Genomic DNA, 18,990 nt, shown 5'->3' with positions numbered 1-18,990 from the left:
ACAGATACCCTTGACAGGTGACCGACGCCCAAGACACCGCAGCAGCCAGTTCACTGCGAACCACCGGGGGCGCCCCTCCGGACGACGGCGTCGCAGGCCTCGTAGTGGACGGGACGCCGATTCCGTTGCTCGAGCCGCGTGACGGCATCCCTCCGGTGGTCGCCGACGAAGCGACCCTCGCCGAGGTGATCGCGGCCTTCGCCGACGGCACCGGCCCCGTCGCCGTCGACGCCGAGCGCGCCTCCGGCTACCGCTACGGACAGCGGGCCTACCTCGTACAGCTGCGCCGCGAGGGCGCCGGCACCGCGCTCATCGACCCCGTCGCCTGCCCGGACCTCTCGGGTCTCGGCGCGGCGCTCGCCGACACGGAATGGGTGCTGCACGCCGCCACCCAGGACCTGCCGTGCCTGCGCGAAATAGGCACGGTCCCCACGCGCCTCTTCGACACCGAGCTGGCCGGCCGCCTCGCGGGCTTCCCGCGGGTGGGTCTCGGCGCGATGGTCGAGGGCGTACTGGGCTACGTACTGGAGAAGGGCCACTCCGCCGTCGACTGGTCGACGCGGCCGCTGCCCGATCCCTGGCTGCGCTACGCAGCCCTCGACGTGGAGCTGCTCGTGGACCTGCGCGACGCGCTGGAGAAGGAGCTCGACCGGCAGGGCAAGCTGGAGTGGGCCCAGCAGGAGTTCGACGCGATCGTCTCGGCGCCGCCAGCGGCGCCGCGCAAGGACCCGTGGCGCCGTACTTCGGGCATGCACAAGGTGCGCCGCCGTCGGCAGATGGCGGTCGTACGGGAGCTGTGGAACGCCAGGGACCGGATCGCGCAGCGGCGTGACGTGTCGCCCGGCAAGGTGCTGGGCGACACGGCGATCGTGGAGGCGGCGCTCGCGATGCCCCCGAACGTCCACGCCCTGGCGGGGCTCAACGGCTTCGGGCACCGTATGGGGCGGCGTCAGCTGGAGCAGTGGCAGGCGGCGGTGGACCGCGCCAGGGCGCTGCCGGACTCGTCCCTCCCGCAGCCGGGGCAGCCCGTGACCGGGCCGCCTCCGCCGCGCGCCTGGGCGGACAAGGATCCGGCCGCCGCCGCGCGACTGTCCGCGGCCCGCGCCGCGGTCTCGGCGCTCGCCGAGCAGCTGAACATGCCGCAGGAGAACCTGATCTCTCCGGACACGGTCCGGCGGGTGTGCTGGGAGCCGCCGGTCTCGCCGTCCGCGGCCTCGGTTGCCGAGGCCCTCGCGGGATACGGCGCCCGGCCGTGGCAGATCGAACAGGTCACGCCAGTCCTGGTGGCGGCACTGAAGGCCACGCAGGGCTGACGCCGGCCTCTCATTTCGACGCACCATGCATCTGGGTTGCGCCCACTCCCTCCCATTGCCTTGAGGGATGGGGGCACCTCCGAGGCCCTTGAGGCACTGGGGGAGTACATCCCGGCGCGCCCCGACCCGCCCACCGGCAGGTGGCGCACCGCCCACCGGCCGGCAGCCGCTCGTGAACCGAACCCCGACTACTGGCGGGCGGCGCAGAACGAGCGGCCCAAACCGGCAGGGTAACGACGCGAATAAATCGGGAAAGAGGCCGTATAGCACTCCAAACGGAAAGGGCAGCCGTGGGGATGCGCGAGGAGAGAGACCCCACCCGACGCCAGGCCGCATTCGATGTGGCGGATGCCTCGATACTGCTGCTCGACGCTGGGGGTGTGGTGCTGAGCTGCAGTGGGAACGCGGGACGGCTCCTCGGATACACGCAGGAGGGCCTGCTGGGCCGCAGCGTCACCTCCCTCCTCGCCGACGAGGACGCGGCACGGCTTCCGGCCATCACCGAACGGTGTCGGCAGGACGGCGGCTGGAGCGGGCTGCTCTCGGCACGGCACCGGGACGGCCGGCCGGTCAGGCTGATGGTGCGGATGATCCCGGTGAAGGAGCCCGGCGGCAGTGCGCGCTGGATGGTCCTCGCCGGCGACATGACCGGGGCCCCGGGGTGGGACATGAGCCGGCACCTGCTGGAGCGGATGGCCTCGCAGTCGCCCATGGGCATCGCCGTCGTGGACACGGACCTCCGGTACGTGTGGTCGAACCCGGCCCTGGAGAAGTTCAGCGGAGGACCGCCGCAGCACCGCCTCGGGCGGCGGCTAGGCGACATCCAGCCGGATCTGGACGTGAAGGCGATCGAGGCGCAGATGCGCAAGGTGCTCCAGACCGGTGAACCGGTGATCGGTTACGAGCACGTGGGCCGGCTGCGGTCGGGTCCGCAGCGCGAGGTCGCCCACTCGATGTCGTTCATCCGGCTCGAGGACGACCACGGACACCCCGTGGGCGTGTACTACACCGTCACGGACATCACCGACCGCTACCGCGCGCGGCAGCGCCTGGCCCTGCTGGACCGGGCGGGCGAGCAGATCGGACGCACGCTCGACGTCATGCAGACCGGGCAGGAACTCGCCGACTCGGCGGTGCCGGAAATCGCCGACTTCGTCGCCGTCGACCTGCTGGAGTCCGTACTCAAGGGGGCAGAGCCGGCCCGTCGTCCCCTCGATGACCCGGAGGTCGTCCCGCTGCGCCGCGCCGGCCACCAGTCGGTGCGGCCGGGGGTTCCGGAAGCCGTCGTCGAGATCGGAGGCGTGGCCCGCTATCACGCCGGTTCGCCGCCGATCGAGTGCCTGAGCAGCGGCAAGTCATGGCGCGAGGAGCGGCTGGACCCGCTGGCCAGGGAGTGGGCCACCGACCTTCCCGGCGGCCGGGCCGCCACGTTCCTCGACCTGGGGCTGCACAGCGTGATGATCGTGCCGATCCGCGCGCGCGGCACCACACTCGGCATCACGACGTTCTTCCGGCGCCAGACCCAGGATCCGTTCGAGGCCGACGACCTCAGTCTGGCCGAGGAGTTCGTCGCCCGTGCGGCCGTATGCCTCGACAACGCCCGCCGCTACACGCGGGAGCGCGACGCGGCCCTCGTACTGCAGCAGAACCTCCTGCCGCACGGCGTCCCCGAGCAGGAGGCCGTCGACGTGGCCACCTGCTACCGGCCCGCCGACGAGCTGACCGGCCTCGCCGGCGACTGGTTCGACCTCATCCCGCTGTCCGGCGCACGGGTGGCGCTGGTGGTGGGCGAGGTGGTCGGGCACGGCATCGAGGGGGCCGCCGCCATGGGACGGCTGCGCACCGCCGTACAGACCCTCGCCGATCTGGACCTGCCGCCCGACGAGGTGCTCGCCCACCTCGACGACCTGATCAGCCGGGCGGCGCGGGAAGCGGGCTCGGGCCCCGGCGCCCCCTCCGGAGGCGCCCACACCGTGGGGACGAGCTGTCTGTACGCGGTCTATGATCCGGTCAGCGGCGACTGCGTCATGGCCAGCGCCGGCCATCTCGCGCCCGCGATCGTCGCCCCCGACGGCACGGTCACCTTCGCCGAACTGCCCCTCGGTCCGGCGCTGGGCGTGGGCGGCCTGCCTTTCGAGTGCGCCGAGTTCCATCTGCCGGAGGGCAGCGTGCTCGCGCTGCACACCGACGGCCTGGTGGCCACCCACGGAGCACCCGGCACGGTTCCGGACCCCGAGGTGGGCAAGCAGCGGCTGCGCCGCGCGCTGGAGGCGCACCACCTGCCGCTCGACAACCTGTGCCGGACGATCGTTGACGACCTCGTCCCCACGCAACCGCACGACGACGCGGCACTGCTGATGGCGAAGACCCGCCGTCTGGGTGCCGACAGGGTGGCCTCCTGGGACCTGCCCGCGGATCCGGCGGTCGTCGCGCGGGCCCGGCAGATGACGGCCCGCCAACTGGCGGCATGGGGCCTGGAGGACCTGACTTTCACCATGGAGCTCGTCGTGAGCGAGCTCGTCACCAACGCGATCCGGCACGCCTCCGGTCCGCTCCGGCTGCGTCTGATCATGGAGCGGACGCTGATCTGCGAGGTCTCGGACACCGGCAGCAGCGCACCGCACCTGCGCCACCCGCGGACGACCGACGAGGGTGGCCGGGGGCTGTTCCTGGTCTCCCAGCTCACCCGGCGCTGGGGCACCCGCTACACTCCCAACGGCAAGATCATCTGGGCGGAGCAGCCGCTGACGGAGCGTATGGGGTGACCACGGCCCTGGAGCGACAGCGGCAGCTGCGCTGAGAGAGGTCTTCTGCCCCGTCGCCGTCCCGTTGCCAGGGGCCGCCGTGCCGGGCGGCAGCATGCGAGTTCCGTAGCCCGAGGGCCCGATTCCCTGGCCCAAGTCCATGAGAGTTCCCTCATGGGAACTTCATGTACGGGTAAACGAATCGCAAATCCGCGTCCCGGTCCTCAGCCAGGCAGGTTCAACGCGTCGCAGTTATCTGGGTGCTGTCCGTATCCGTATGCCTGAGTAGAGGACGCACCATGCCGTCGCACAGCTCACGCACCACCGCCCCAGAGAACCATCCGGACGATCAGGCGCAGAACCGACCTGCCCGATCACCGAAGGCGGGCTTGTTCGGCAACCTCCGTTACGACCTGCCCGCCTCCATCGTCGTCTTCCTGGTCGCGATCCCGCTGTCGCTCGGAATCGCCCTGGCCTCCGGTGCCCCGATCACCGCGGGCCTGATCGCCGCCGCGGTCGGCGGCATCGTCGTCGGCTTCGCCGGTGGCTCCGCGCTGCAGGCCAGCGGGCCCGCGGCCGGCCTGACCGTGGTCGTCGCCGGCTTCGTGAACGAGTACGGCTGGGCGGCGACCTGCGCCATCACCGTGGCGGCCGGTCTCATCCAGATCGCGCTCGGCTTCCTCCGCGTGGCCCGCGCGGCGCTGGCCATCTCGCCGGCCATCGTGCACGGCATGCTGGCCGGTATCGGCATCACGATCACGCTCGCCCAGATCCACGTCGTGCTCGGCGGGAAGCCGAACAGTTCCGCCACCGAGAACGTGCTGGCCCTGCCCGGCCAGGTCATGCACATGAACTCGGGGGCCGCGGTGGTCGGCGTGATCGTGATCGCCATCATGCTGCTGTGGCCGAAGCTGCCGAAGGTCCAGGCCGTGCCCGCCGCTCTGGTGGCGATCGTGCTGGCCACCGTGGCGGCGACCGCTCTGGGCCTGGGCGCCGCACGGGTCGACCTGCCCGAGAACGTCCTGGACCTCGGCCTGGCCCCCGAGATGCCCCACGGCAGCTGGAGCGCCATCGCCCTGGCCGCCCTGACCATGGCGGTGATCGCGAGCGTCGAGTCCCTGCTCTCCGCAGTCGCGGTGGACCGCATGCACGACGGCCCGCGCGCCCGTCTCAACCGCGAGCTGATCGGCCAGGGCCTCGGCAACACGACCTCCGGTCTGCTGGGTGGTCTGCCCGTCACCGGTGTGATCGTCCGCAGCTCCACCAACGTCGCCGCCGGCGCCAAGAGCCGTCTCTCGACCATCCTGCACGGCACCTGGGTCGTCGTCTTCGTCGTCCTGGCCGCCGGGCTGATCGAGCAGATCCCGCTCGCCGCGCTGGCCGCGCTGCTGGTCGTGATGGGCGTACGGATGGTCAAGCCCGCGGAGATACGCGAGCTCAAGCGCCACCGGGAACTGACGATCTATGTCGTCACCGCGTTCGCCGTCGTGGAGCTGAACCTGCTGGAGGGTGTGGCGCTCGGCATCGTCGTCGCCATACTGCAGGCGCTCTACCGGCTGACGCACACCAAGATCCGTACCGAGCACAAGGACAACTACTGGCACGTGGTGGTCGAGGGCTCCCTGACCTTCGCCGCCGTGCCCCCGCTGAACCGGACCCTGGCGGAGATCCCGGCGGGCGCGCGCGTCGATGTCGACCTGAACGTGGACTACATGGACCACGCCGCGTTCGAGGCCCTGCACAACTGGCGCGTCACGCACGAGCGTATGGGCGGCCGGGTGGACGTCGACGAGGTGCACGAGAGCTGGTACGAGGACAACGTCTCCGGCACCCCGGGCGGCCGCAAGTCCATCGTGACCGGCGCCGCCTGGCTCTTCCCGTGGACGCAGCGGCGGCCCGAGGCGGCCCCGAAGGCCCATCTGCTGCACGGGGTCAGCGAGTTCCAGCGCGTCACCGCACCCCTGGTACGGCCCGTCCTCGCCGAACTCGCGAAGGAGGGCCAGAAGCCTTCCCAACTGTTCATCACGTGTTCCGACTCCCGTCTCGTGCCGCATCTGATGACGGCGAGCGGCCCCGGTGATCTGTTCACCGTGCGCAATGTGGGAAATCTCGTTCCGCGTCCCGGTGAGGACGGTGCGTTCGCCGACGCCGACGTGTCCGTGGCCGCCGCGATCGAGTACGCCACCGCGGTCCTCGGGGTGAGCACGATCACCGTGTGCGGCCACTCGGGTTGCGGTGCCATGGGCGCGCTGCTCGACGGCGCGGGCGGCGAAGGTGCCAGCGCGCTGGACGCGTGGCTGGCGCACGGCACCCACACGATGGCCCGGTACCGCGTCGACTCGGAGGAGGCCGGGGAAGCGGCCAGGTCGGAGCAGGACCGGCTGGGACGGCTCAACGTCCTCCAGCAGCTGGACAACCTGCTCGCCTACCCGGCCGTCAGCGAGCGGGTTGAGGCAGGGACGCTGCAGCTCACCGGCATGTTCTTCGACATCGCCGCGGCGGAGATGCACCTGCTGGACCCGGCCACCGGCACCTACAGCCCCGTCGGCGCCAAGAAGGTCCCCGCCATCGCGGACGCCGCGGCGGACGCCGAGGCCGACAGCGACCAGACCCGGGAGCACGTGCCCGCATGACCAGAGCCCGCCGGATCCGTACGGTCGTCGCCTCGCTCGCCCTTGCCCTGGTCACCGCTGTCCCGGTGATCGGTGCGGAGCGGGCCCCGGCCCCGCAGCTCGGTGACCCGGTGGTCGTCGAACGCACGCCCGCGGCGTCGGCGGCGGGGCCTTCAGGCTGGCCGTACGAAGACGGCGCCAGGCTGGAGACCCACCCGTCGTCGGTCGGTTCGCCCCGGCAGACGGGGCAGCCGACCGGCTCCGCCTCGGATGATGACGGCATATCAGACGTGGCCGAACCGACCCCGACCCGGTCGGCCACGCCGGAGCGCCGTCCCTCCTCCGAGGCGGAGCCGGTGCGCCCCGTATCCCCGCTCCCTGCCAGCAGCGGGGATACGGGAAGCCCGACACCGACCGTAACCCCCAGTGCCAGCAGTGGAGACGATGGCGGAGATGACGGCGGCGGTGACGACGGCTGACGTGCCGCAACCGTCAGAGCAGCCGCAGCAGGTGAGTGCGCGCCCGGGCCTCTTCCGGCGCCGTGGGTTCCGCTCGATCCGGCAGCGGCTGCTCTGGCGCATGCTGCTGCTCGTCGTTCTCACCCTCGGCCTCATCACCGTCGCCGAGAGCTTCATCTTCTCGGCGCGCCTCAACGAGCGTGTCGACGCGGAACTCGCCAACGAGATCCGGGAGTTCCGGGCCTTCACGAAGGGCCACCGCCCGAGAACGGACGACCCGCGATACGGCGTCCGCGACCTGTTCGTGTCCGTCCTGCAGAACCAGGTTCCCGACCGGCACCAGACGCTGCTCTCCCTTGTCGACGGAGCACCCTTTCGCCGTACGGGCATCGAACCTCCGGCCCGGCTGGACACCGACCCCGCCCTGGTGGCCCGGTTCGCGGCCGCGGACCGGCCCGCCTATGGGGACGCCACCACCGCTGCCGGGCCCATCCGGTACGTGACGGTGCCCGTGACGGTCGAGGGGGATCTCTCTCGGGGTGTCCTCGTCGTCGCCACGTTCACCGAGAAGGAGCGCGCCGAGATCCGCGACGCCATCCGGAGGCAAGTGCTCCTGGGCATCAGCGCGCTGATCCTGGCCGCCGGTGTGGGCTGGGTCTTCGCCGGACGCATCATCTTTCCGCTCGTGCAGCTCCGGGACACGGCCCGGTCGATCAACGAGTCCGACCTCACGGCCCGTATCGCGGTCCACGACGAGGACGAGATATCCCAGCTGGCGACGACCTTCAACGCCATGCTCGACCGTCTCGAGGAGTCGTTCGCCACGCAGCGGCAGTTCATCGACGACACCGGCCACGAGCTGCGCACCCCCATCACGATCATCCTCGGCCATCTGGAGCTGCTCGACGACGACCCGGTCGCCCGCCAGAGATCGGTCGACGTGGCCACCGACGAACTGCGCCGGATGAACCGCATCGTGGAGGAGCTGCTGATGCTCGCCCAGGCGCGCCGCCCCGAACCGCTGAAGCCCGGTCACGTCGTCCTGCCGGAGCTGGTCGAGGAGGTGTACGTCAAGGCGTCGGCCCTGGCGCCGCGCCGCTGGCTGCTCGAACTCGCCGACGACACACGCCCCTGGGTGCTGCACGGCGACCGGCAGCTGCTGACCCAGGCACTGATCCAGCTCGCGCAGAACGCGGCCCAGCACACCCAGGAGCACGCGCGCATCTGGATCGGCGGACGCGCACACGACGGTTTCGCCGAACTCTGGGTCCGGGACAGCGGCCCCGGCGTGCCCCCGGCCGAACAGGACCGCATCTTCGAGCGGTTCGCGCGCGGGGGCCGCGCGCGCGGGTCCGGCGGCGCGGGCCTCGGTCTGGCGATCGTCAAGGCCATCGCCGAAGCCCACCACGGCACGGTCACATTGGACAACCACCCCGGTCACGGGGCGACCTTCACCCTCAGAATCCCTCTTCACAAGGTGACATGCGACCAGCAGAGAACCCTTCCGCCCATATCCTCATCGCCGAAGACGAAGCCCATATCGCGTCGTTCGTGGAAAAAGGGCTCCGCTCCCACGGCTTCCTGACCACCGTCGTCACCAACGGCCCGGACGCCCGCCACCAGGCGCTGTCCGGCGACTTCGACCTCCTCGTACTCGATCTCGGCCTGCCGGAGGAGGACGGTTTCGCGGTCCTGTCCCAGCTCCGCGCGGTGTCCTGCCCACTGCCGGTGATCATCCTCACCGCGCGTACCGGTCTCACGGACACGGTGAAAGGCCTCGAACAAGGCGCCAACGACTACATGCCGAAACCGTTCCGCTTCGAGGAACTGCTCGCGCGCATACGGCTCCGGCTGCAGGACGGCGACAACTCGGCGCTGTACCGCGCCGGTGTCTCCCTCGACAGACGCACGCGCCAGGCCCGCGTGAACGGCAGGATCGTCGACCTCAGCCCTCGCGAGTTCGCGCTCCTGGAGGTCCTGATGCGTAACGCCGGGCGCGTGGTGCCCCGTGAGCAGTTGCTGTCCGCGGTGTGGGGATACGAGGCCGACGAAGCCTCCAACGTCGTGGATGTGTACGTGCGTTACCTCCGCCGCAAGATCGGCGCCGACTGCATCACCACCGTCCGCGGCCGCGGCTACCGGCTCGATCCGCCGGACGCGACCTGACCGGCCCGGCCGTTCGGGCGGGGCGGACAGAGAAGGCCGGACAAGAAAGGCATAAAGATGAGAAAGATGAGAGCGGTGAAGTAGAAGTGAACGCTCCGATTCTCCTCTGCTTTCTGCCGCATTCTCCTGGCGTGGCCAGGATGGGCGCCGCGCCGACGCCGTATGCGTCGGCCGATGTCCATTCGCACAGGAGACGAAATGCCGCTCAACCGCAGGGACTTCCTCAACCGTTCCATGTTTGCCGCAGCCGGAGTCATGCTGGCCGGGAGCGTGGAGGTGCTCGCCACGGCGCCTGGCGCCGTCGCTGACAGCATCGGCTTCGGCCCGCTGGTCGACGACCCCAAGGGAGTGCTGGCCCTGCCCCGGGGTTTCTCCTACCGGATCCTCACCCGGGCCGGCGAGACCAGGCTGGTGTCGGGCCAGCCCACCCCGAACAAGCACGACGGCACCGCCGCCTTCGCGGGTGACAACGGCGCCACCCTGCTGGTGAACAACCATGAGATCAAGGACCCGCTGGCCACCGCTTCCCACCCCGTGCCGCACCTGGACGGGCTGGTGTACGACCCGGCAGCGGCCGGCGGCTGCACCGTCGTCGAGATCTCCTCCGGAGGCGCGGTGCGTGAGTGGGTCGGCATCGCCGGTACCTCCACCAACTGCGCCGGCGGGTCCACCTCGTGGGGCACCTGGCTCACCTGTGAGGAGACCGAGGCCAAGGCCGGCAGCAACGGCATGACCAAGGACCACGGGTACGTCTTCGAGGTGGACCCGCGCAACGCCGCAGCCAACCAGAACCCCCAGCCGATCAAGGCCCTGGGCCGGTTCGCGCACGAGGCCGTGGTGATCGACGAGGGCCACGGCCCCGTCTACCTCACCGAGGACGCCTCCAGCCCCAACGGCCTGCTCTACCGCTGGACCCCGCCGAAGGACTTCAAGCACGGGCCCGGCCAGTTCAAGACCCTGGCCGCGGACGCGGGTGTGTTCGAGGCGTTCAAGTGCTTCGACAGCAACGGTCAGTTCGTCGACGACCTCTCCCGGGCGACGAAGCTCGGCACCATGTACAAGCTGCAGTGGGTCAACGTGCCGGACCGGGACGCCCGTACCACCTCCGTGCGCAAGCAGTTCGCGGCAGGCGAGGTCACCCGCGCGCGCAAGCTCGAGGGCATGTGGTGGGGCGACGGCGGCGTGTACTTCGTCTCCAGCTACGCCGGTTCCGAGAGCCCTGTCCAGCACGACGGGCAGGTGTGGTACCTCGACCCGAGCAACCAGACCATCACGCTCAAGCTGCTGCTGGCCGTGAACCCGGACCCGGCCGTAGACGGTCCCTTCGACGGTCCGGACAACATCACCGTCTCCCCCTACGGCGGCCTGGTGCTTGCCACCGACGGCGATGGTCTGCAGCACCTCTTCGGCGCCACCCTCGAGGGCCAGACCTACCCGATCGCCCGCAACCAGGTGAACACCGGCACCGCGGATGCCCCGAGCTACAGCGAGTTCGCCGGCGTCACCTTCTCTCCCGACAAGTCGACGCTGTTCGCCAACATCCAGAGCCCGGGCATCCTGCTCGCCATCACCGGCCCGTGGGACGGGGACGACGACTGATAGACCGGCAACAGGACTCTGGGCAGGCCCGCACGACGCGTCCCCGTCTCCGGGCCCGCCCTCGAGGAGGGGTGCCAGTGAAGCGGGTCCCGGTGGACAACGGCACCGGACCCGGCCGGGCGGCGAGCCGCACAGGCAGAGCGAGCGCACCGCGCTGCCTGTGACGCCCGGCGGCACCCCGACACGGGAGCCCGGTGATACCCGTATGCCGACACGGAATCACCGGGCTCCCAGCAGGAGTGGACAGGCAGTGCGCCGGTCGAGCGGAGGCAGCTGACCGGTCGAGCGGCAGCTCCCGCCCCGTACCTGAAGATCGACAGCGAGCGCCCGGCCCCACCGATACGGGTCCGGGCGCTCGCTGTCGATGTGTCTGTCGATGTGACCTTCACCGCTCCCGGCGGGGGGACTGGGCAGGTTGGTTACCCGCAAGTAGCATGGGTGGGTGAGCGCGCGCTCAGTGGCGTGCGCCCGCAGCAGTGCCATCCCGCACCCTGGAGGAGAGCCATCGTGCCTCGTACCGTCAGGGACGTCGTCTTCGTAGACGGCGTCCGCACCCCGTTCGGCAAGGCGGGCCCGAAGGGCATCTACCACGAGACCCGCGCCGACGACCTCGTCGTGAAGGCCATCCGGGAGCTGCTGCGCCGCAACCCCGGTCTCGACCCGGCCAAGATCGACGAGGTCGCCATCGCCGCGACCACGCAGATCGGCGACCAGGGCCTGACCATCGGCCGCACCGCCGGCATCCTCGCGGGCCTGCCGCAGTCCGTGCCCGGCTACTCCATCGACCGCATGTGCGCGGGCGCGCTGACCGCCGTCACGACCACCGCGGGCTCCATCGCCTTCGGCGCGTACGACGCCGTCATCGCCGGTGGTGTCGAGCACATGGGGCGCCACCCGATGGGCGAGGGCGTCGACCCGAACCCGCGGTTCGTCAGCGAGAAGCTGGTGGACGAGTCGGCCCTGTTCATGGGCATGACCGCGGAGAACCTGCACGACCGCTACCCGCACATCACTAAGCAGCGCGCCGACGAGTACGCCGTGCGCTCGCAGGAGAAGGCCGCCAAGGCGTACGCCAACGGCAAGATCCAGGCCGACCTGGTGCCGATCTCCGTGCGCCGGACGAACGCGGAGGCCGGCGAGACGGGCTGGGGCCTGGTCACCGCCGACGAGCCGATGCGCCCGGGCACGACGCTGGAGAACCTGGCGAACCTCAAGACCCCGTTCCGTACGCACGGCCGGGTCACCGCCGGTAACGCGGCCGGTCTGAACGACGGCGCGACGGCCTCGATCATCGCCTCCGAGGACTTCGCCCGCGAGAACAACCTCCCGGTCAAGATGCGCCTCGTCTCGTACGCCTTCGCGGGCGTCGAGCCCGAGGTGATGGGCTACGGCCCGATCCCGGCGACCGAGAAGGCCCTCGCCAAGGCCGGCCTGTCGATCGAGGACATCAACCTCTTCGAGATCAACGAGGCGTTCGCCGTCCAGGTCCTGGCCTTCCTCGACCACTACGGCATCGCGGACGACGACGAGCGCGTCAACCAGTACGGCGGCGCCATCGCGTTCGGCCACCCGCTGGCCTCCTCCGGTGTGCGTCTGATGACGCAGCTGGCGCGGCAGTTCGAGGAGCAGCCGCAGGTCCGCTACGGCCTGACCACCATGTGCGTCGGCTTCGGCATGGGCGCGACGGTCATCTGGGAGAACCCCCACTTCGACGGAGGCAGCAAGTGAGCACCACCGCTGAGCTTTTGAAGGGTGCGGCCGAGCTGTTCCCGGACGAGGTCGTGACCCAGGCGCACGTACGCCACTTCGACCTGCCGAAGGGTGCCGGCCGCTTCGCCCTCATCACCCTCGACAACGGCCTCGACCACACCAAGCCGACCACCTTCGGCCCGCAGTCGCTGGCGAACCTCAACGCCGCCATCGACCAGGTCGAGAAGGAGGCCGCGGACGGCGAGATCGTCGGCGTCGGTATCACCGGCAAGCCGTTCATCTTCGCGGTCGGCGCCGACCTCAAGGGCGTCGAGCTGCTGAAGAAGCACGAGCACGCGCTGGCCATCGGCAAGGGCGGCCACGAGGTCTTCAAGCGCCTGTCGGCTCTCGCCGTGCCCACCTTCGCGTACTACAACGGCGCGGCGATGGGCGGCGGCGTCGAGGTCGGTCTGCACTGCAGCTACCGCACGGTCTCGAAGGCCCCGCCGGCCTTCTCCCTCCCCGAGGTCTTCCTCGGCCTGGTCCCCGGCTGGGGCGGCTGCACGCTGCTGCCGAACCTGATCGGCGCCGACAAGGCCGTCTCGGTCATCATCGAGAACTCGCTCAACCAGAACAAGCAGCTCAAGGGCCAGCAGGTCTTCGAGCTCGGCATCGCGGACGCGATCTTCGAGGGCGCGGACTTCCTGGAGCAGTCGCTGCTGTGGACCGCGGACGTCCTCAAGGGCGACATCGAGGTCGTACGCCCCGTCATCGACCGCGGTGACGCCTGGGACCAGGCCGTGGCGCGCGGGAAGTTCATCGCCGACAGCAAGGTGCACGGCGCGGCCCCGGCCGCGTACCGCGCCCTTGACATCATCGCCGCGGCCAAGAACGGCGATCTGCAACAGGGTTACGACGCCGAGGACACGGCCCTCGCGGACCTGATCATGGGCGGCGAGCTGCGCGCGGGCATCTACGCCTTCAACCTCGTCCAGAAGCGCGCCAAGCGCCCGGCCGGTGCGCCGGACAAGAGCCTGGCGCGTCCGGTGACGAAGGTGGGCGTGGTGGGCGCCGGCCTGATGGCCTCTCAGCTGGCGCTGCTCTTCCTGCGCCGCCTCGAGGTACCGGTCGTCCTGACCGACATCGACCAGGAGCGCGTCGACAAGGGTGTGGGCTATGTCCACGCCGAGATCGACAAGCTGCTCGGCAAGGGCCGTATCAACCAGGACAAGGCCAACCGCCTGAAGGCGCTGGTCTCCGGTGTCCTGGACAAGGCGGAGGGCTTCTCCGACGCCGACTTCATCATCGAGGCGGTCTTCGAGGAGATCGGCGTCAAGCAGCAGGTGTTCGCGGAGGTCGAGGCGGTCGCCCCGGCGCACGCGATCCTGGCGACGAACACCTCGTCCCTGTCCGTGTCGGAGATGGCGTCGAAGCTGCGGCACCCCGAGCGGGTCGTCGGCTTCCACTTCTTCAACCCGGTCGCGGTCCTGCCGCTGCTCGAGATCGTGCGCGGCGAGAAGACGGACGACGCGTCGCTGGCCACGGCCTTCGGCGTCGCCAAGAAGCTGAAGAAGACGGCGGTTCTGGTGAAGGACGCCCCGGCGTTCGTCGTGAACCGCATCCTCACCCGCTTCATGGGCGAGATCCAGAACGTCATCGACGAGGGCACCCCGGTCGAGGTCGCCGAGAAGGCGGTCGAGCCGCTGGGCCTGCCGATGTCCCCGCTGGTCCTCCTCGAGCTGGTCGGCCCGGCGATCGGCCTGCACGTCTCGGAGACGCTGCACGGCGCGTTCCCGGACCGCTTCAAGGTCTCCCCGAACCTGAAGGCGGTCGTCGAGGCGGGCAAGCGCGGCTTCTACGTCTACGACAGCGGCAAGCCGGAGCTGGACCCCGAGGTCGCCGCGCTCCTGAAGCAGGGCGACACCGTCCTGACGGAGGAGCAGGTGCGGGCTCGGGTCCTGGACGCCGTCGCCCAGGAGATCGGCCTGATGCTCGACGACGGCGTCGTCGCCGAGGCCCAGGACATCGACCTGTGCCTGATCACGGGCGCGGGCTGGCCGTTCCACCTGGGTGGGATCACGCCTTACCTGGATCGGGAGGGTGTCAGCGAGCGGGTGAACGGGAAGCGGTTCCTCGCCCCGGGCGTGGCGTCGGTTCCTGCGTAACCGTCATACGCCCCGGTATGTGAAGAGGGCCTCCGCCGCTGGCGGAGGCCCTCTGTCGTGTGCGTTCTCAGTAGTTCCCGCCGTAGTAAGGGGCCGCCGCCACCCCGGCCGAGGCGTTCATGACGGTGAAGGGAATCTGGGTCACCGGGGACTCGGCACCGGAGGCGTCCACGGCGAAGACGTCGACGACGTGCATGCCCGCGTTCCAGGCCCAGCCCGAGTCCCACGACCAACTGCCGTTCGGTGCGACCGCGGCGCCACCCAACAGCACGCCGTTCTCCCGGAATCCCACCTGTGCGGCGCCCGTGGCGGCCCCGGTGAAGACCACCCTGGAGTCCATCACCTGCTCGTGGGCCACGGGTTCCAGCACCACCGGCGCGGCCGCGCTCTGCCCGACCGTCGACAGCGCGGCGCCCCGGTTCTGCCCGACCATCGACGGGACAGCACCTTGGCTCATGCCCGGCATCTCCGAGCCCGCCGGGGCGGCGCCGGGACTGTCGACCGCCGTGAAGTTCACCTCGGTCCGCTCGGTCTGGAAGCCCGCCGAGTCCACCGCGTAGATCTTCACGGGGTGCTTGCCCTTGCTCCAGGCCCTGCCCAGCTCCCAGGACCAGCTGCCGTCGGCGGCGACATCGGTCTGCCCCAGGTACTTGCCGTGCTCCCATACGATCACGCGGACGGCACCCCGGGCGTAGCCCGTGAACCGCACGGCGTCCCTGCGCACCTCCTCCTGGAACGAGGGTGCCGTCACCACGGGCGGCGGGAACTCCGGGCCCCTCACCACCGACGTGGAGGCGAGATAGGAGGTGATGGCCGACCGGTCGCGGTCGGGCTCCTCGTAGCCGTTGCGGACGTAGCCCAGGCGCGGCGGGGTGCCGTCGGCCAGGAGGTTCACGATGCCCATGAGGGCGGGCACGTTGCGCCGGGTGACCTGCGTGTGGTCGGTGATGAACGGGGACTCGCTGTAGATGAAGTTGAAGTTCTCGTACCGCTGGAAAAGGCCCAGGAAAGGCTCCACCTGCTCCTTGTACTGCTCGTCCTGCGGCGAGGACAGAAGGTAGATGTTGGCACCGCGGTTCGTCTCCGAACGGACCAGGTCGGGCAGGATGGCGTCCATGATCCGCACGTTCTCCTCCGGGACTCCCTCACCCAGCATGAACCGGGCAACCTTCGGGTGGACCCTGTTCACGTACGTCCCGACCAGGAACTGGGGCACGATGGAGACGATGTTCCGGAAGCCGTAGCGCAGCCCGAAGTACAGGGCCGCGCTGCCCCCCTTCGAACCGCCCCACATGGTGACGTCGTCCGGGGTGAGCTCCAGGGCCTTCATGACGTTGAAGATGAGTGTGGCGACGGATCTCTCGAGGGAGAAGTCCATCTCCTTGCACAGGTAGTAGCTGTTCATTCCGTCGAACCGGTCACGGATCCACAGGATGTTGGCCCTGACGTTGTCGAAGACGCCGTTCGACCATCCGTAGTCTTGAGGCGCCGAGAAGTTGGCGAAGACCACGACCAGATGGCGGTTGCCGTTCTTGGCATGGGCGAACCGGTACTCGACGGGAAACGTTCCTGAGGCGTCGATCCCACTGAGCAGCTGCCGCCCGTTCGAGGGTGCTTTGGACATGTACGGACTCCACTCTCAGATGTGCTTCGAAGTCGGGTGGGCTCAGCTCAGTACCCGGCGCGTGGCGCACCGGCCGAGGCGTTCGTGACGGAGAAGGGCACGGGAGCCGCCGGGGACTCGCCCCCCGCCGCGTCCACCGCGAAGACCTCGACGGTGTGCCTGCCCTCGGCCCAGGGCCGGCCCGGGTCCCAGGCCCAACGCCCCTCAGGGGCAACCGCGCACGCCCCCAGGAAGATCCCGTTCTCCCTGAACCCCACCTGGGCGGCGCCCCTGGCGACGCCCGCGAAGCCGACCTTCGTCCCCAGCACCTGCTGGTACGCCTCCGGCAGCTGCACCACCGGCGCCGGGAGTCCGCCCTGCACCCCCTGGCCCGCGTACCCCGGCCCCGCGGCGTGCAGCGCACGGGCATCCGCGCTCGGCTGCACCGCGGCGTGCTGCACCGCGGCGTGCTCGGACACCGTGAACTGCACGTCGGTGCGCTCGGACTGGTAGCCGTTCGCATCGACGGCGAAGAGCCTCACCACGTGCTCGCCCGTGCTCCACGGCTTGTCCCCGTCCCAGGTCCAGCCGCCGTCGGCGCCGACAGGAGCCGACGCCAGGTACTTGCCGTTCTCCCAGATGCTCACGCGGACCGCCCCGTGCGCCCAGCCCGCGAAACGAACGGTCGCGGCGGGCAGCAAGGACTGCGCCGTGGGCATGGTCACGACCGGAGCGGCGAACGAGTCCTGCACCACTGACGTGGACTTGAGGAAGCCCTCGATGCCCGACTTATCGGCTTCGGGCTCCTCGTAGCCATGGCGGGCGAGACCAAGACGCGGAGCGATTCCCTCGACGAGGAGGTAGGCGATGCCCAGGAGAGGGGGCGTGTTGCGCTGGGTCACCTTCCCGTGTCCCGTGATGAACGGGGACTCGCTGAAGATGAAGTTGAAGTTCTTGTACCGCTGCAGCAGCCCCAGGAACGGCTGCACCTGGGTGCTGTACTGCTCGTCCTGCGGCGAGGACACGACATAGATGTGCGCATCCGGGTTCGCCCCCGACATCAGCAGGTCGGGCAGGATCGCGTCGAGGACGCGGACATTGTCGTCCGACATCGCCTCACCCAGCATGTGCCGGCCGGTGTCGGGGTAGACGTCGCGCACGAACGTGCCGATCCGGAGCTGCGGCACGCTGGCGACGATATTCCGGAATCCGTACCTCAGCCCGAAGTAGAGCGCCGCGCTGCCGCCTTTCGAGCTGCCCCACAGGGTGACGTCGCCGGGCGTCAGTCCAAGGGCCTTCATCACCTTCGAGATGAGCCCGATCACGGACCTCTCGACGGCGAAGTCCATCCCCTTGCACAGGTAGTACGTGTTCCCGCCCTCGAACCTGTCCCGGATCCAGAGGACGTTCGACCGGAGGCTGTCGAGGATACCCGTGGCCCATCCATAGTCGTCCGGAGCGTAGATGTTGGCGAAGACGACCGTCAGGTGCCGGTTCCCGCTCCTCGAATGGGCGAACCGGTACTCGACGGGGTAGCCGCCGGAGGCGTCTATCCCCTGGACCACGTGTCGGCCCTTCGCGGCTGCTTTAGACATGGTGCGGTTCCACTCTCATCAGGTGCTTCGAAGTCGGGCGGTTGTGGTACTCCCGGTGGGACGAGTGTCCGAGACAGGTTGATACGTCAGCACATTGGCGCCCAGTCAGCAAATGGGACATCATGTCGGGATGCTGCTGATGCCTACTCACTCGGCGTCCGGATCGCGCAGGCGGCGAGGACTCAGGCTCGTGGTCGCGGCGCTCGCACTGCTGGGACTCGCCTCCGCGGTGTCCATGACACAGTCCATCTTTTCGGACCGTTCGGTCGCCGCGGCGCGGGAGGTGACCGTGGCTTCCTGGAACATGTGCGGCGTACAACAATGGGGCTGTGCCGAAACCGGCAGCAGGGCCGAGAAGAAACGCCAGCTGAAGCGGCTCGCCACCCGGGCACGAGCCAAGGTGATCCTGGTGCAGGAGGTTTGCGCCGCCGATCTGAAGGCGACCCGCAAGGCGCTCGGGCCGTCCTGGCGCAGTTCCTTCACGGCGTACAAGTGGCGTGACGACGACGGACGCAAGAGCACCGTGAGGTGCGCCGCAGCTGGCCAGGGTGAGGCAGGTTTCGGCATTCTCGCGGACTCCGCGTTGTCCGAGGTGACCGCGGTGGCCTCGCCGCAGCCCACCGTCGGACTGCAGCGCGGCATTCTCTGCGCCACGGTGGCCGCGCACCGCCTGCGGATCTGCAACGCTCATCTGAGCCCGCCCGGCAGCGACACGGCCCACCCCGACTGGGATTTCCGTGACGACCAGCTGAAGGCACTGGTGGGTGCCGCGTCCGGCAGGCGCACGGTCTACGGCGGCGATCTGAACGTGGATCCGCCGGCAGGCGGCAATCCCTCCGCCTGGGTGTGGCCCGCCGGACCGTACACCGCGCATCGGGAGTGCGACCAGTCGTCCGCATCCTCGCGCTCGGGCCGTGCCACCCATTCTTCCGGTCACAAGCTGGACTACCTGTTCACCAGGTTGCCGAGGTCCGGATGCGAGGTTCGGGACACCGGCGCATCGGACCACCGGGCGCTGCTGATCAGGGTGCGGACGGCATGAGCGG

12 protein-coding genes are annotated in these 18,990 nt (G+C 69.8%); 10 read left to right on the top strand and 2 right to left on the bottom strand.

What is annotated here, in order from left to right; genetic code table 11:
* The first annotated feature begins 17 nt into the window (after positions 1–17).
* The 9 genes from H1D24_RS18145 to H1D24_RS18105 all read left to right on the top strand — a co-directional run bounded on the left by H1D24_RS18145 (position 18) and on the right by H1D24_RS18105 (position 14,746).
* A complete protein-coding gene (locus H1D24_RS18145; RefSeq protein ID WP_181658646.1) occupies positions 18–1,313 on the top strand; it encodes a ribonuclease D in 1,296 nt (431 codons plus the stop codon).
* A gap of 296 nt (positions 1,314–1,609) precedes the next feature.
* A complete protein-coding gene (locus H1D24_RS18140) occupies positions 1,610–4,078 on the top strand; it encodes a SpoIIE family protein phosphatase (protein WP_181658645.1) in 2,469 nt (822 codons plus the stop codon).
* 278 nt (positions 4,079–4,356) lie between these two features.
* Entirely contained in the window at positions 4,357–6,690 is a 2,334-nt protein-coding gene (locus H1D24_RS18135) for a SulP family inorganic anion transporter (protein ID WP_181658644.1), read from the top strand.
* A complete protein-coding gene (locus tag H1D24_RS18130) occupies positions 6,687–7,148 on the top strand; it encodes a hypothetical protein (protein WP_181658643.1) in 462 nt (153 codons plus the stop codon). The genes H1D24_RS18135 and H1D24_RS18130 overlap by 4 nt, the downstream gene beginning before the upstream one ends.
* A complete protein-coding gene (locus H1D24_RS18125) occupies positions 7,114–8,712 on the top strand; it encodes a sensor histidine kinase (protein WP_181658642.1) in 1,599 nt (532 codons plus the stop codon). The genes H1D24_RS18130 and H1D24_RS18125 overlap by 35 nt, the downstream gene beginning before the upstream one ends.
* Positions 8,610–9,293 carry a response regulator transcription factor gene (locus H1D24_RS18120; RefSeq protein WP_181658641.1) on the top strand — a complete coding sequence of 228 codons (684 nt, stop codon included), beginning with the start codon at positions 8,610–8,612 and terminating at the stop codon, positions 9,291–9,293. Before H1D24_RS18125 ends, H1D24_RS18120 begins: the two co-directional genes overlap by 103 nt.
* A 198-nt stretch (positions 9,294–9,491) precedes the next feature.
* Complete coding sequence (locus tag H1D24_RS18115) at positions 9,492–10,892, top strand: alkaline phosphatase PhoX (RefSeq protein ID WP_181658640.1); 1,401 nt, start codon at positions 9,492–9,494, stop codon at positions 10,890–10,892.
* A gap of 507 nt (positions 10,893–11,399) precedes the next feature.
* The gene (locus tag H1D24_RS18110) at positions 11,400–12,620 is read left to right on the top strand and encodes a thiolase family protein (protein ID WP_181658639.1); all 1,221 of its coding nucleotides are present in this window, start codon (positions 11,400–11,402) and stop codon (positions 12,618–12,620) included.
* Positions 12,617–14,746 (top strand): 3-hydroxyacyl-CoA dehydrogenase NAD-binding domain-containing protein, encoded by a 2,130-nt coding sequence (locus H1D24_RS18105; protein ID WP_181658638.1) that lies wholly within the window; start codon positions 12,617–12,619, stop codon positions 14,744–14,746. The genes H1D24_RS18110 and H1D24_RS18105 overlap by 4 nt, the downstream gene beginning before the upstream one ends.
* 67 nt (positions 14,747–14,813) lie before the next feature.
* Here H1D24_RS18105 and H1D24_RS18100 read toward each other — a convergent pair whose 3' ends face one another.
* Together H1D24_RS18100 and H1D24_RS18095 are read right to left on the bottom strand one after the other, a co-directional pair.
* Positions 14,814–16,370, bottom strand: a complete 1,557-nt coding sequence (locus H1D24_RS18100) for a hypothetical protein (RefSeq protein ID WP_181658637.1) — start codon at positions 16,368–16,370, stop codon at positions 14,814–14,816.
* Positions 16,371–16,417: 47 nt separating this feature from the next.
* Positions 16,418–17,944, bottom strand: a complete 1,527-nt coding sequence (locus H1D24_RS18095) for a hypothetical protein (protein ID WP_181658636.1) — start codon at positions 17,942–17,944, stop codon at positions 16,418–16,420.
* A gap of 190 nt (positions 17,945–18,134) precedes the next feature.
* On the opposite strand from H1D24_RS18095, the gene H1D24_RS18090 reads away from it, so the two are divergent.
* Positions 18,135–18,986 carry an endonuclease/exonuclease/phosphatase family protein gene (locus H1D24_RS18090; RefSeq protein ID WP_309484364.1) on the top strand — a complete coding sequence of 284 codons (852 nt, stop codon included), beginning with the start codon at positions 18,135–18,137 and terminating at the stop codon, positions 18,984–18,986.
* The last annotated feature ends 4 nt before the right edge of the window (positions 18,987–18,990 follow it).

Source organism: Streptomyces himalayensis subsp. himalayensis (assembly GCF_013778455.1).
Classification (GTDB): Bacteria; Actinomycetota; Actinomycetes; order Streptomycetales; family Streptomycetaceae; genus Streptomyces; species Streptomyces himalayensis.
This window is presented reverse-complemented; position numbering and strand designations above follow the sequence as displayed.

Coding starts and splice junctions, on each gene's coding strand:
- H1D24_RS18140 (WP_181658645.1), top strand. CDS start 1,610: ATGCGCGAGGAGAGAGACCCCACCCGACGCCAGGCCGCATTCGATGTG.
- H1D24_RS18135 (WP_181658644.1), top strand. CDS start 4,357: ATGCCGTCGCACAGCTCACGCACCACCGCCCCAGAGAACCATCCGGAC.
- H1D24_RS18130 (WP_181658643.1), top strand. CDS start 6,687: ATGACCAGAGCCCGCCGGATCCGTACGGTCGTCGCCTCGCTCGCCCTT.
- H1D24_RS18125 (WP_181658642.1), top strand. CDS start 7,114: ATGGCGGAGATGACGGCGGCGGTGACGACGGCTGACGTGCCGCAACCG.
- H1D24_RS18120 (WP_181658641.1), top strand. CDS start 8,610: ATGCGACCAGCAGAGAACCCTTCCGCCCATATCCTCATCGCCGAAGAC.
- H1D24_RS18115 (WP_181658640.1), top strand. CDS start 9,492: ATGCCGCTCAACCGCAGGGACTTCCTCAACCGTTCCATGTTTGCCGCA.
- H1D24_RS18100 (WP_181658637.1), bottom strand. CDS start 16,370: ATGTCCAAAGCACCCTCGAACGGGCGGCAGCTGCTCAGTGGGATCGAC.
- H1D24_RS18095 (WP_181658636.1), bottom strand. CDS start 17,944: ATGTCTAAAGCAGCCGCGAAGGGCCGACACGTGGTCCAGGGGATAGAC.